At 61.7% G+C, this 13,852-nt stretch carries 12 protein-coding genes; 7 read left to right on the top strand and 5 right to left on the bottom strand.

Going from position 1 to position 13,852, the window contains the following annotated elements:
* Nucleotides 1–3: 3 nt before the first annotated feature.
* On the bottom strand, nucleotides 4–285 hold the full coding sequence (gene hfq, locus EKH80_RS04575; protein WP_126683563.1) for an RNA chaperone Hfq: 282 nt from the start codon (nucleotides 283–285) through the stop codon (nucleotides 4–6).
* 164 nt (nucleotides 286–449) lie between these two features.
* Nucleotides 450–1,397: a tRNA (adenosine(37)-N6)-dimethylallyltransferase MiaA gene (gene miaA, locus EKH80_RS04570; protein ID WP_126683562.1), complete on the bottom strand. Its 948-nt coding sequence runs from the start codon at nucleotides 1,395–1,397 to the stop codon at nucleotides 450–452.
* Nucleotides 1,398–1,542: 145 nt separating this feature from the next.
* On the opposite strand from miaA, the gene tdh reads away from it, so the two are divergent.
* The 6 genes from tdh to kbl all read left to right on the top strand — a co-directional run bounded on the left by tdh (nucleotide 1,543) and on the right by kbl (nucleotide 11,039).
* Nucleotides 1,543–2,565: an L-threonine 3-dehydrogenase gene (tdh, locus tag EKH80_RS04565; RefSeq protein ID WP_126683850.1), complete on the top strand. Its 1,023-nt coding sequence runs from the start codon at nucleotides 1,543–1,545 to the stop codon at nucleotides 2,563–2,565.
* 179 nt (nucleotides 2,566–2,744) lie between these two features.
* Nucleotides 2,745–6,404: a DUF748 domain-containing protein gene (locus EKH80_RS04560; protein ID WP_126683561.1), complete on the top strand. Its 3,660-nt coding sequence runs from the start codon at nucleotides 2,745–2,747 to the stop codon at nucleotides 6,402–6,404.
* 307 nt (nucleotides 6,405–6,711) lie between these two features.
* Nucleotides 6,712–7,539 (top strand): SAM-dependent methyltransferase, encoded by an 828-nt coding sequence (locus EKH80_RS04555; protein WP_126683560.1) that lies wholly within the window; start codon nucleotides 6,712–6,714, stop codon nucleotides 7,537–7,539.
* A 64-nt stretch (nucleotides 7,540–7,603) separates the two neighbouring features.
* Nucleotides 7,604–7,900 carry a hypothetical protein gene (locus EKH80_RS04550; RefSeq protein WP_196240338.1) on the top strand — a complete coding sequence of 99 codons (297 nt, stop codon included), beginning with the start codon at nucleotides 7,604–7,606 and terminating at the stop codon, nucleotides 7,898–7,900.
* 77 nt (nucleotides 7,901–7,977) lie between these two features.
* Nucleotides 7,978–9,711, top strand: coding sequence for a tetratricopeptide repeat-containing diguanylate cyclase (locus EKH80_RS04545; protein ID WP_230473423.1), 1,734 nt, complete (start codon nucleotides 7,978–7,980; stop codon nucleotides 9,709–9,711).
* A gap of 128 nt (nucleotides 9,712–9,839) precedes the next feature.
* Complete coding sequence (gene kbl / locus EKH80_RS04540; RefSeq protein ID WP_126683559.1) at nucleotides 9,840–11,039, top strand: glycine C-acetyltransferase; 1,200 nt, start codon at nucleotides 9,840–9,842, stop codon at nucleotides 11,037–11,039.
* 57 nt (nucleotides 11,040–11,096) lie between these two features.
* Here kbl and EKH80_RS04535 read toward each other — a convergent pair whose 3' ends face one another.
* Nucleotides 11,097–11,822 carry a hypothetical protein gene (locus EKH80_RS04535; protein WP_126683558.1) on the bottom strand — a complete coding sequence of 242 codons (726 nt, stop codon included), beginning with the start codon at nucleotides 11,820–11,822 and terminating at the stop codon, nucleotides 11,097–11,099.
* Between the two features lie 118 nt (nucleotides 11,823–11,940).
* On the opposite strand from EKH80_RS04535, the gene EKH80_RS04530 reads away from it, so the two are divergent.
* On the top strand, nucleotides 11,941–12,819 hold the full coding sequence (locus EKH80_RS04530; protein ID WP_126683557.1) for a LysR family transcriptional regulator: 879 nt from the start codon (nucleotides 11,941–11,943) through the stop codon (nucleotides 12,817–12,819).
* On the opposite strand, the gene EKH80_RS04525 is transcribed toward EKH80_RS04530, so the two are convergent.
* Together EKH80_RS04525 and EKH80_RS04520 are read right to left on the bottom strand one after the other, a co-directional pair.
* Complete coding sequence (locus tag EKH80_RS04525; RefSeq protein ID WP_126683556.1) at nucleotides 12,734–13,591, bottom strand: pseudouridine synthase; 858 nt, start codon at nucleotides 13,589–13,591, stop codon at nucleotides 12,734–12,736. The two genes, EKH80_RS04530 and EKH80_RS04525, sit on opposite strands and share 86 nt — an antisense overlap.
* A 68-nt stretch (nucleotides 13,592–13,659) precedes the next feature.
* On the bottom strand, nucleotides 13,660–13,852 hold a 193-nt coding region (locus tag EKH80_RS04520), incomplete at its 5' end, for an OmpA family protein (RefSeq protein ID WP_148110420.1).

Below are 13,852 nucleotides of genomic sequence, written 5' to 3'. Positions count from 1 at the left end.
GAATCAACCTTCGCTTTCGATCGATGCGTGCTCGAGGTGGCTTTCGTGGCCCTCGTGACCTTCGTGGCCATTGCCGACGCGCACGTTGCGGCTCGGCACCACGGTGGAAATGGCGTGTTTGTAGACCATCTGGCTGACCTGGTTGCGCAACAGCACCACGAACTGATCGAACGATTCGATCGTGCCCTGCAGCTTAATGCCATTCACCAGGTAGATGGCTACCGGTACGCGCTCTCGGCGCAGTGCGTTCAGAAATGGATCTTGCAAGGATTGCCCTTTTGACATTGTTGTTCTCCCCCTCATCCACGGATGGGCCGGAAAAAAGCGACGCCAAAGGCGCCCCGCCCCGAGTCTCTGAATGTTAACCGCTTTTAAATCAAGGATGAAAGAGTTTTGCGGGTCATGACGAGAGCATAACAAAACCACGTCAATTTCTTTACAAACAATCCTCATTTCGTGCCTAGAAACAACCCCACGGCATCCATCGCACGCCCCACCAAGTCGCTCCGCTCCGGGTCCAACACCCGCGCATCCAGCTCGCTGCGCAGCCAGGTGATCTGCCGCTTGGCGAGCTGTCGGGTGGCGAAAATGCCCCGGTCACGCAATTCATCGGCATCGTAAAGGCCATCCAGGTGTTCCCAGGCCTGGCGGTAGCCGACAGCCCGCAAGGCCGGAAGGTCTGGGCTGAGGCCGCCCCGCTGGCGCAGCGCGCGCACTTCATCGAGCAGGCCTTGGCGCAACATCTCATCGAAGCGCCGTGCGACGCGAGCGTGCAGTGCCGCACGCTCTTCCGGCACCAGCGCCAGCTTCAACACACGCCATGGGAAAGCCTGGCCGCGTCCACCGTGCTGCTGCACGCTGAGCGGCTGGCCGGTGAGCGTGACCACTTCCAGGGCGCGCTGGATGCGCTGGGCGTCACCGGGCTTGATGCGTGCAGCGGCCTGCGGATCGAGTTCCGCCAGCCGGCGGTGCATGCCGTCCCAGCCTATCGCTGCGGCCTGTCCGGCCAATTGCGCGCGCACCTCGGGATTCGCTTCCGGCAAGGTCGACAAGCCACGCTGCAGTGCGCGGAAGTACAGCCCGGTGCCACCCACCAACAAGGGAACGCGACCGGCTTCGCCGGCACGTTGCATGGCTGCCTGCGCATCTGCACTGAAATCCGCGGCCGAATACGGCGCCGCCGGATCGCGGATATCGATCAAGGCATGCGGGTAGCGCGCCAGCGTCGCTGCATCCGGCTTGGCGGAGCCGATATCCAGGCCACGATAAACCAGGGCCGAATCCACGCTGATCAAGCCAAGCGGAAAGCGCTCGCTCAACGCACAGGCCAGCGCAGTCTTGCCCGACGCGGTCGGGCCCATGAGGAAGATCGCAAGCGGGCGGTGATCGACAGGCATCGCGACAGTTTAGCGGCTTGGCTTTGTTGCGAATGGCGCCTGCCGCATGCGGCAGCGCAGTAAAGCCCGCACAGCGTGGACCGATATAATTGTCGCTTGCGTTTCCCTCCCCCGCCTGCTGTGGATGTTCCCCATGCCGCAAATGATGAAAGCCCTGGTCAAGCGCCTGCCCGAAAAGGGCCTTTGGATGGAAGAAGTGCCGGTGCCGGAAGTCGGCCCGAACGAGGTGCTGATCAAATTGGAGAAAACCGCGATCTGCGGCACCGACCTGCACATCTACAAATGGGACGAGTGGTCCCAGCGCACGATCAAGCCCGGCCTCACCATCGGCCATGAGTTCGTCGGCCGCGTGGTGGAGATCGGCCCGGGGGTGACCGGCTACAAAATCGGTGACCGCGTTTCGGCGGAAGGTCACATAGTGTGCGGCCATTGCCGCAACTGCCGCGCCGGCCGCCAGCATCTATGCCCGAACACCGTGGGCATCGGCGTGAACCGCAATGGCGCCTTCGCCGAGTACATGACCATGCCGGCCGCCAACCTGTGGCCGATTCCGGATCAGATCCCCTCCGAGCTGGCCGCCTTCTTCGATCCCTACGGCAACGCGGCACACTGCGCACTGGAGTTCGACATGGTGGGCGAAGACGTGCTGATCACCGGCGCCGGTCCGATCGGCATCATCGCCGCCGGCATCGCCAAGCACGTGGGCGCGCGCAACGTGGTGGTCACGGACGTCAACGACTACCGCCTGAAGCTCGCCGCCGACATGGGCGCCACGCGCGTGGTGAACGTGGCCAACCAGTCACTTAAGGACGTCATGAAGGACCTGCACATGGAGGGCTTCGACGTGGGCCTGGAAATGAGCGGCAACCAGCGCGCCTTCAACGACATGCTCGATTGCATGTATCACGGCGGCAAGGTCGCCCTGCTCGGCATCCTGCCCAAGGGCGCCGGCATCGACTGGGACCGGGTGATCTTCAAGGGCCTTACGCTGCAGGGCATCTACGGCCGCCGCATGTACGAGACCTGGTACAAAATGACCCAGATGGTGCTCACCGGCTTCCCGCTGCAAAAGGTGCTCACCCACCAGATCCACATCGACGATTTCCAGAAGGGCTTCGACCTGATGGACGCCGGCTTGTGCGGCAAGGTGGTCTGCTCCTGGCATTGACGCAGCGATTACGGGCGTAGGTTGGGATGCCAATCCCAGCCTACGTCTACGCAATCCGCACGCCTGAGGCTACACTCATCCTCACGGGCGTGCCGACATGAACTTCAAGCTTGGGATAGTGCACGGTCTGTTGCGCCGGCACGGTCGGTCCGCGATGTCACGGGAGGAGCATCGACGGCATGGCAAACCGGAACCTGTCACCCAATGCGCTGCTGAAGGCTGGCCGCGAGCGCGCGGTAAGCCTGTACCATTCCCGCCGCCTGCGCATCACGACGCTGGTGATCGTCATCCTGCTTGCGCTGTTCGGCCTGTTCGGCTTTTTCATTGCGCCCGGCATCATCAAGGGCCAGCTCGAAAAGCAGCTGGCAGCCCAGCTGCAGCGTCCCGTTACGATCGGCGCGGTCCACTTCAATCCGTACACGATACGGCTCACGGTGGACAAGCTGCATATCGGCGAACGCGATGGCGCGGCATCGTTCGTCGATTTCGATCAGTTGGTGGTGAACGCCTCATGGAGCTCGCTCTTTCATCTGGCCCCGGTGCTGGACGAACTGACGCTGCAGCACCCGCAGCTGCACATTACGCGCACGGGCGCACAGACGTTCAACTTCAGCGACATCCTGCAGCGCCTCGAGTCGAAGCCAGCTGATCCGAACGCATCGCCAACGCATTTCGCCATCTCCAACATCAGTGTGCACGATGGCGACATCGGCTTCGACGACAAGGTGCAGAACGCCACGCATCGCGTGGACCAACTCGAACTCGGCATCCCGTTCATCACCAATCTGCCGCATGACGTCGACATCTTCGTGCAACCCTTGCTGGCCATGCGCGTGGATGGCAGCCCATTGCGGATCGAGGGACAGACCAAGCCGTTCGCCAGCAGCCGCGAATCGGTGATCAGCTTCAACATAGATCGCCTGGACCTGGCGAAGTACCTGGCTTATGCCCCTGCGCCATTGCCCGCCGCCATTCCCAGCGGCTTGCTGTCGGGCACGCTGGACGTGCATTTCGTGCAAGCGCAGCCGACACCGCAACTGCAGCTGCAGGGTGCGCTGCAGCTGGACAACTTCAGCATGACCACCCACGACCATGCCCCGATCCTCGAACTGGGGCATGGCGCCGCCGCGCTGCAAGACGTACAGCCGCTGCAGTCACGCTATCACTTCAACACGCTGCAGCTCGACCATGCGAGCCTGCATTACACCAAATCATCCGGCGACCACACGAACTTCGACGCTTTGCTCGGCAAGAACTCAGCGCCGGCCAAACCTGGCACGCCTCCCACCGATGCGCAGATCGGCACGCTCGTCCTGCTCAACAGCACGTTCGACTACAGCGATCTCACCGGCCCGGCACCCGCGCGCCTGCAACTGGAAAACATGCAGGGCACCGTCCGCCAGCTTTCCACCCTTGCGTCCCAACCAGGCGCCGTGGATGTGAACTCCGGCCTGGCCGGCGGAACGCTGCATGCCGTCGGCAAGCTGTTCGAGAAGGACAGCCGCTTCGAAGGCCAGATCAGCGCGAACCATGTCGGTTTGCAGCCCCTGGCGGCATGGGGTCCTCCGCTCAAAGCGGACATTGCCGGCGGCGCCCTGGACGGGGAAGTGAAGCTGAAGGTCGACTGGAGCAAGGCGCTGGCCCTGACCCTCGACAACAGCAAGCTTGCCGTCAACGAATTCGCCCTGAAACAACGCGACGTCAAGTTGGTGGCGTGGCAGACGCTGACGGTGGACATTCATCATTTCGACCTTGGGAGCAGCACCGCGCAGTTCGGTGACATCACTCTGCATGGCCTGAAGATCGAAGCCCAGCGACTAAAGAACGGCAACATCGATCTTGCGAATCTGAGCAAGTCGTCGCCGCCGGCCAAGGGCAAGCAGGCTGAGTCCCCGTCATGGCATTGGAGCATCGCCCACCTGGCGATCGACGGCAGCAGCTTTGCGCTCACCGATCCCAGCCTGCCGACCCGGCAGGGACGCATTCAGATCGATGCGGAGAAATTCGGCCTGGACAGTCTTTCGGACGACATGCACAAGCCGATCAAGCTGGCACTGAGCGGCGGCATGGGCCGCGGCACGTTCAAGGTCGACGGCCAGGTCAAACCCGAACCGATGGACGCCGATCTGCGCATCGTCGCCAGCAAGCTGAATGTTGCGCCGTTTGCCTCACTGGTGAAGGTCCCGCTGAACGTCAATATCGACAGTGCAAAGCTCAGCGCGGATGGACGCGTCCGTTACCGTGATGGCAAACCGCAGGCCCTGATGGCCTATCAGGGCAGCATGGCGCTGAGCCGTGTGCGCGTCCTGGACAAGCTGACCAGCGAGGACTTCCTGCGCTGGAATTCGCTCGCGCTCAGCGGGATGAAGCTGCAAATGAACGGTGCTGCGCCGAAGGTCGACATCGCCGCCCTGGCGCTTGAAGACTTCTACGCACGCGTGATCATCAATGCCAACGGCCGGCTCAATCTGCAGGACGTGATTTCCAATCCGGCGCAGGCACCGGTTTCGGTGACCAACGCACAGGTTGGCCCGGCGCCGGCCCAGAGCGCGCCTCCCCCGCCGGAGAAAGAAACCTCGCGCACGCCGGGGGGCGGCCATACGACCACCGCGACTCTCGCCAGCGCGTCGACCTCCGCCGCACCGCCGGCTGACATCCATATCGGCCAGATCACGCTGGCCAGCGGCAATCTCAATTACACCGACAACTTCATCAAGCCCAATTACACCGCCAACATCACTCAGCTCGCCGGCAAGATCGGCGCGTTCGGCACAAATACCACCGGCAAGCCCGCCGACGTCACGCTGCAGGGCGAGCTGGACGACAGCTCACCGGTGAACATCGAAGGCAGCATCAATCCGCTCACGCCGATGGCGTTCCTGGATATCAAGGCCAAGGCCAATGATGTGGAGCTCACGCATCTGACGCCCTACTCCGGCAAGTACGCCGGCTACCCGATCACCAAGGGCCGGCTCACGATGGACGTGCACTATCAACTGGACCAGAACCAGTTGAATGCCGACAACCATATCGTGCTCAACCAGCTGACTTTCGGCGATCGCATGGAAGGCCCCGGCATCAGCCATCTGCCGGTGAAGCTCGCGGTGGCGCTGTTGAAGGATTCCAACGGCAACATCGACATCCACGTTCCCGTCTCCGGTTCTCTCAACGATCCTGAATTCAGCCTCGGCGGCGTGATCTGGCAGGCCTTCGTGAACGTGCTCAAGCGCGCGGTGACTTCGCCGTTCCGCCTGCTGGCATCGATTGGCGGCGGCGGCGGCCAGCAGGACCTGGACTACGTGGAATTCATCCCCGGATCGGCCGTGCTCGATGCGCAAGCTCAAGACCGGCTCGTGCATGTGGTGGATATCCTCAACAAGAAGCCGGACATCAAGCTGGACATCACCGGCCGTGTCGATCCCTCCGTGGACGAGGAAGGCCTGCGCAAGGTGACGGTGGATGACATGGTGCAGAAGGAAGAGGCCGACGACATCGGCAGCGCCCCCGCCAAGGCTGCACCGGTGAAACCGGGGACCGACGATTACAAAAAGTATCTGGCCAAGGCTTACAAGCACGCCAAGTTCGATAAACCGCGCGACTTCCTCGGGCTGACCAAGTCGCAGCCCCCGGAGGAAATGATCAAGATGCTGGAAGCCAACGTGACGGTCGACCAGGACGCCCTGCGTCATCTGGCTGAGCGCCGCGCCGGCGCGGTGCGCCAATACCTGCAAGGCAAGATCGCCGATAACCGCGTGTTCGTGCTGGCGTCGAAGCTGGATGCCAAGGGCATCGAAGACAAGGGTAAGACCACGCGGGCTGATTTCAGCTTGCACATGTAGCCGCGCCCTTTGCGCCTCAATGACGGGACGCCCGTAGCTTCTTGCCGTTAGCCCGCCAGGAATACCTCCAGGTCGATGCAGTCCCGATACGCCGCAGGTCAATTCTCAACCTTGCACGTCACATCACGGATAGCGCCATGGATGCTGACGCTCCGCGCAAAACGACCGCAGCAAGGCTGCTCTCGATCCCGGTCATGAACTTGCAGCACGGCTCCGATCAAGGCACAACCTTTGCTTTGCCTCGTTGTTGCTCCGCGTTCCGGCGCATTGCCTGTCCGATCATCATGTCACTAAGGAAGGTTTCACCATGAATGCGACTTCCCTACCGTCATCGAACGAGACCCGCCACGGCAGCCTGGCCTGCGTCGGCATGGGTATGACCCTCGGCTCCCACCTCACCCCCTTGTCACGCGACCACATCGAGCAAGCAGACGTGGTATTTGCGGCACTGTCCGACCACATCGTGGAATTGTGGCTGCAGCGCATGAACCCGGATGTGCGCAGCCTGCAGCCCTATTACGCGGAAGGCAAATCGCGCCTGAAGACCTATCGGGAATGGGTCGACCTGATCATGACCGAAGTGCGTGCCGGCAAGCGCGTCTGCGCCGTGTTCTATGGCCACCCCGGCATCTTCGCCTGGTCGCCGCACAAGGCCATCGAGATCGCCCGCGCCGAAGGTTTTCACGCAACCATGGAGCCGGGCATTTCCGCCGAAGACTGTCTTTATGCTGACTTAGGTCTCGACCCGGGCCGCTTCGGCTGCCAGCATTTCGAGGCCAGCCAGCTGCTGTTCTATGAGCATCGCCTCAACCCGGCCAGCTATGTGGTGCTGTGGCAGGCCGCGCTGGTCGGCGATTGGTCGTTGACGCGCTTCCATACTGGCTCGCCTTATCGCCAGGTACTCGTGGACCGATTGAGCGAAGACTATCCGCTCGATCATGAAGTGATCATCTATCACGGGGCCACGCTGCCGATCGAACAACCGCACATCCGGCGCGTGAAACTACGCGATTTGCCCGAAACCGAGCTGTCCTCGCAAGAGACGGTGGTCCTGCCGCCCGCCATCGCGTTGAAACCGAACCTCGCGATGCGCGAGCGCCTGGCGGAACTGGACAAGGAGACCGGCTTTGCATGAGGCCAACGGACGCCGCGTAAGCATTTCATGGCAACACTGACTTCACAAGGGAAAGGAGAAGCACGTGGCAGACACGATTGAATGGCTGGAAACGATCGGCAAGAACGCCAAGTTGCGGCATGCGGCGGCCGAGGAGTTAGTACACACCTTGGCCCAGGCCGGCGCCTCGGATGCTTTGAAAGTAGCCGTAGCGTCGGGAGATCGCTCGGCGCTGTCAGTCGAATTCGGCCACAAGCCGATGAAAGATGAGCACAGCACTACCGGCCCCGGGCACGAGGAGGAGCCGGATCATGACGGCGACAAACACGTTCCGACCAAGCCGCACAAACCCGATCACGACAGACCATCGCGCGATCGATAGACGGTCGCCGTATGTTGCGGTGGAAAAACCGCTCCAAGTCATGGCCCATTCTCGCGGCCATGGCTTTTTGCGTTCTCATGCAAACCGCACTCGCCGTTGCGCCGGAGCTTTCGGTCGCGGCACTGCTTACCCAAACTGAGAGCCTACGCACTTCCGATCACCCGCGATTTCTACGTCTGCTGGAAATGCTTCATCAACAAGCTTCCGGCATGTCTGCGCATGAGCGCTGGCAATTACGCTACCTGGATGGTTGGGAGGCCTCTTTTCGCGGCGACTACGCCAACGCTGACACTCTGCTGCGGGATGTCATCGGCCACTCCGGGGACGCGGTCCTGGTGACCAAGGCTTCCGCCATGCTCATGAACGATATGGGCAGCAACAAGCGCTACGAAGAGGCCTTCGAGCTGGCCAACCGGCTAACGGCGGACCTGCCCAGGACACAGGACAAGCTGGCACGCTTCCTGGTCCTGTTCTATGTCTCGCAGCAGTTCAGAAGGGCCGGGCAGTACGATCTGGCCGCGGTTTACGCTCGTGACATGATGCAGGCGCTTCCTCCGGGAGAAACATCGTGCAAACCGCAAACGATGCTCATCAGTGTCCTTTACGAAAATCACAAGCTGACCTCCTCCAGCCCGGAGCTCCAGCAAGGGATCGATGCCTGCCAGGCCGCCGGCGAACCGGTCTATTCCGACACTATCTGGCTGGTGCAGGACAGCATTTACCTGGATGAGGGCCAGCCGGACAAAGCCATAGCGTTGCTCAACCGCATTGCGCCAAGCATTCGCGCAAATCCGAGCTACTACCACATGCAGGACGCTCGAGTGCAGCTTGCCCAGGCTTATTGGAAACTGGGTGACGATGGCAAGGCCAACGCTGCGGCATTGGCCGCGCTGGCCGCCAGCCATCCAGGCGACATCGATGTAACGCTGAGAGACGCCTATGAAGTGCTATATCGCGTCGCGAAAAAGCGTCGCAATGCAAGTGCGGCGCTGAACTACTACGAGCACTATGCCGTGCAGAATCTCGGTCATCTGAATGATGTCAGTGCCAGGACACTGGCCTATGACGTGGCCCAGCAACGCATGCTTGCGCAAAAGCTCGAGACGGAAAAGCTGAGCAGGCAAAACAACATCCTTCGTTTGCAACAGACGCTGGCTCGCAAAACGATCGAGACCGGCCGCCTCTATATCGCCCTGCTGCTGATGGCCCTGGCATCCGTTATTTTCTGGCTGTTGCGCATCAAGCGTTCGCAACTCCACTTCAAGCGGCAGGCCCGTCTCGATGGGCTTACCGGCATCTTCAATCACCAGCACTTCATCAGCGAAGCGCAACGCGCTTTGCATCTGCTGGAGCGGAGGCAGGGTGCGGCCTGCCTGGTCTTCATCGACCTCGATCATTTCAAGCAGATCAACGACACCCATGGTCACGCCATCGGCGATGCCTTGCTGAAGCACACGGCTGGCCTCTGCAAGCAGCCATTGCGCGCCAACGACTTGTTCGGTCGCCTTGGCGGGGAGGAGTTCGGCATCCTGCTGCTGGGCTGCTTGCACGACCAGGGCTTGGCTATCGCCCATTGCATTCGCGCGGCGATGGAAGCCACGCCGCTCGATATGGACGGACGCGCGATAGCGTTCTCCGCCAGCATCGGCGTGGCATCCACCCAGAGCTCCGGTTTCGGGCTGCAACGGCTATGCCGGGAAGCCGATGGAGCTTTGTACAAGGCCAAGCGCAGTGGACGCAATCGTGTCGTCGCCCATACTGCTCACGAAGATCCGATCAAGCACCTGCAACCTGGAAATGCGGATCCATGACGCAGCTTGCGTAACTGGCTGGCACAAATTTCTTTCCGCCCCGGAGCTTAAGGCTGCTGCGCTGCGGGTTTCCCCGGCGGCCCGAAAAGCCGAAAATGGCCGCTTCCCCACCATCGGCAGCATGTCCCATGAGCTACCCCGGCCAGGCGCGTTACGCCCAAGAACTCCAATCCATCCGCGAGCAGGGCCTGTTCAAGGCCGAACGCATCATCACTTCGCCGCAGTCCGCCGAAATCGAACTGGAAAGCGGCCGCAAGGTGCTGAATTTCTGCGCCAACAACTACCTGGGCCTGGCCGACCACCCCGAGGTGATCAAGGCCGCCAAGGAAGCCCTGGACAGTCACGGCTTCGGCATGGCTTCCGTGCGTTTCATCTGCGGCACGCAGGACCTGCACAAGCAGCTGGAAAAGAAAATCGCCGACTTCTTCGGCACCGAGGACACCATCCTCTACGCCGCCTGCTTCGATGCGAACGGCGGCCTGTACGAGCCGCTGCTCGGTGAAGAAGATGCGATCATCTCCGACGCGCTCAATCATGCCTCGATCATCGACGGCATTCGCCTGTGCAAGGCCAAGCGCTTGCGCTACGCCAATTGCGACATGGCGGATCTGGAGAAGCAATTGCAAGCGGCCGATGCGGCGGGTGCGCGCACCAAGCTGATCTCCACCGACGGTGCGTTCTCGATGGACGGCTTCATCGCACCGCTGGACCAGATCACTGCGCTGGCTGCCAAGTACAATGCGCTGGTGCATATCGACGAATGCCACTGCACCGGCTTCCTCGGGACCCACGGCCGCGGCTCGGCGGAAGTGCACGGCGTGCTGGACAAGATCGACATCTTCACCGGCACCCTGGGCAAGGCGCTGGGCGGCGCGGTGGGCGGATTCACCACCGGACGCGCCGAAATCATCGAAATGCTGCGCCAGCGCTCGCGCCCTTACCTGTTCTCCAATTCGTTGCCACCCCATGTGGTCGCGGCCGGAATCAAGGCCTTCGACATGCTCGATTCGGCCGGCGAACTGCGGGAACGCGTGCAGGAGAATACGCGCCATTTCCGCGAGCAGATGACCAAGGCCGGCTTCGACATCAAGCCGGGCGTGCATCCGATCGTGCCAGTGATGGTCTACGACGCGAAGAAGGCACAGGCGATGGCCGCCGCCCTGCTTGAGGAAGGCATCTACGTCACCGGCTTCTTCTATCCGGTCGTCCCGCAAGGCCAGGCACGTATCCGAACACAGATGAGCGCGGCACATACTCGCGAGCATGTGGACCGGGCAATCGCGGCGTTTACCAAGGTGGGGCGTTCGCTGGGTGTGATTGGCGGATAGTCGCCTGTCATGCACAGTGCAGTTTCCTCCCCTACCTCTCGTAAGGGAGGAAATGCATCATGGCAAGTTGCTCAGATCCGGATGGTATTTCCAGCTCTCCGAACTGCTGGAACGCACTGCCTCGGTGAAATCACGCAAAGCATTCTGGTCACTCGCCAGCAAATCGGCTATATCCGCACGAAAGCCGTCATAGCTGGCCCAATTCGTACGCGCCACCATCAACATGTACCGGGGCTTATCACCGCCAGTCACCAATCGATACCAGGTATGCGGGGGCGCGCCTGGCGTTGAGACAAGCACGCGTCGCGCCGCCTGCAGGGCGTGCTCAAAGCGCAGCTCGGTGCCGGGACGCAGATCAAAATAGGTAACCTGCACCGTATCGCTAGGCTGGCGTTTTTCCAACGGCGTGCCGTAACTCAATTCGGGCAACAGCGCATAGGCGAGTTGCGCCTGCGGCGTAACAAAAGGCATCACACTGGCCGTGAAATCCGCGCCATCCTGCTCGATGTCGACGCGATGATCGAACGCCGCAAAGGGCTCACCGACACTGGCATCGATAAAGCAGCCCTCGCACCTGCCGTCCGAAACCGTCCAGCCGTACCAGACCAGCGGATCGCGATGGCTGCGGTGCCAGCCCAGATGGTGGCGATACCCTTGTTCGAACCTGGCTTGTGCGCCGGGATTTACCTGATAGGCGAAGAAATGCGCAGCAAGCCCTTGCTGAGCGCTGGCGGGCGAGATCAGCAGCAACACCAGCACAGTGGCCAGCAATCGATACGTCATGGAAGTCCTCGCGGGGCATGGGAAAGCCACGCCATACTAGGCTTGCCCAGGTTCCGAGAACCATGCGAATCTTTTTGGCGCCACCCCAAAAAATTTTTCAGGCTTAGGAAGCGCCGGCATGAACGTGGAAATGCGCTACCTGCATGTTTTTCGCGTGGTCTGCGAAGCCGGCAGCCTGCGCGCCGCAGCCGGGGTCCTGCATCGCACCGAACAAGCCGTGAGCTATCAGCTGCGCAAACTGGAGGAGGCGCTGGGCATGCCGGTGTTCCAGCGCGGAAACGGTCGATTGACGCCCAATGCCGCGGGCGAGCGACTGCTGGCGTTCTGTCGCGAAATGGGACGCGACTGGGAGCAACTGCATGAGGAAATCCGCACTGCCGCGTCACCGGTGGCAGCATTGCGCATTTCGGCGGTCAGCGGATTCGGGCGCTATCAACTGCTGCCGTTGTTCCTCGATGGCCCCCTGGCCGACGTACCCATTCGCATGCGCTATCCCACCGCGGAAGATGTCGTTCGCCATGTGGAAACGGGCGTCAGCGATCTCGGATTCGTGCATCGCAAGAATGCGCATGAGCGGCTCCGCCATATGCCAGTGGGCACGGAAGAAATCGTGCTGGTCACCGCGACGCGCGGGTCGCAACTGCCTGCACTGGATAGCGAGTCGCTGCGCCACGCGCGGTACGTGACTTATGACGAAAGCGACTACGTTTTCGCCACCTGGTTTAAGCAGGTGCTGGGCGTGAACATCACGCGCCTCAACGTGGTCGCGCATTTCGAGGAGCTGGAGGAAGTGCTGGATTGGGTGGCGGCGGGTCGCGGCGTATCCATCGTGCCCGCAGCCTGCATCGCTGATCACGCAGCGCGCGGCGACGTGATGGCTTTATGCAGACCTGAAACGCCCTGCCACAATACTATCTACGCCGTGCTGGACCCGACGCATCATCACGCAGAGATCGAACGGACTTTGCAGGTAGTGCGGGAGCACGCGCGGCTTTAGCAGCCATATGGTCGTTATCGGATGAGCCGGCGAGAGTCGCCACTTCTTCGGCCGTCAGATGACGCCATTGCCCTTTGACGAGATCACCCAGCGCAAGCTCGCCGATGGCTACGCGGATCAGACGCAATACGCCGATGCTCTGCGCCGCGAGCAGGCGGCGAATATGCCGGTTTCGCCCTTCATCTAGCACGACTTCAAGCCAGGCGTTCTTTTCGCCTGTGCGCAGCAGTGACAGGTGCTTGGCGGCAAGCTGTTCACCTTGGTCTCGCACTCCGCGCAGCATGCGATCAAGCACGCTCGGGTCCGGAATGGCATCGATCTGCACGTGATAGGTCTTGTCCACGTGATGACGCGGATCGGTGAGCCGTGCCGCCCATACGCTGTCGTTACTGAGCAACAGCAAGCCCTCGCTCGCCTTGTCGAGCCGACCGACCGGCCCCAGCCATGGCAGGCCTGCGTTCGCCAGCAGCCCGTACACCGTGTCGCGCCCGTGCTCATCGGCGGCGCTTACCACGATGCCGCGCGGCTTGTTGACGGCGATATAGACACGTTTGGTAGCGCCAACCACTTCACCGTCCAGGCATATGCGCTCACGCGCGGGATCGGTGGCACGCTCAGGGTCACGCATGATGCGGCCATCCACGCTCACCCGGCCCTCACGTACCGCCTTTTCTGCCTGGCTACGCGAGCACACGCCCAGCTTGCTGAGCACGCGCGCGAGCCCGTGGCGAGGAATTGCCGTTGTTGGAGGAGAGCGACGTGTAACGGTCATGACCTAAGACGATAAAAGAAAAGCCCGGCGAATGCCGGGCTTTTCTTGTTCTGCTTGCAGGGGTTCGATTACTGCTGAACCTGCAGTTCGGTGCGACGGTTGCGGGCGCGACCCTCGGTCGTCTTGTTGCTATCGATCGGGCTGTCCACACCGTGGCCGACCGGGCCTTCCAGGCGGCTCGCGTCGATGCCGTGCGCGGTCAGGTAGTCGTACACGATCTTCGCACGACGCTCCGACAGGTCCTGGTTGTAGGCAGCCTTG

This window comes from Dyella choica, assembly GCF_003977665.1.
Taxonomy (GTDB): Bacteria; Pseudomonadota; Gammaproteobacteria; order Xanthomonadales; family Rhodanobacteraceae; genus Dyella_B; species Dyella_B choica.
This window is presented reverse-complemented; position numbering and strand designations above follow the sequence as displayed.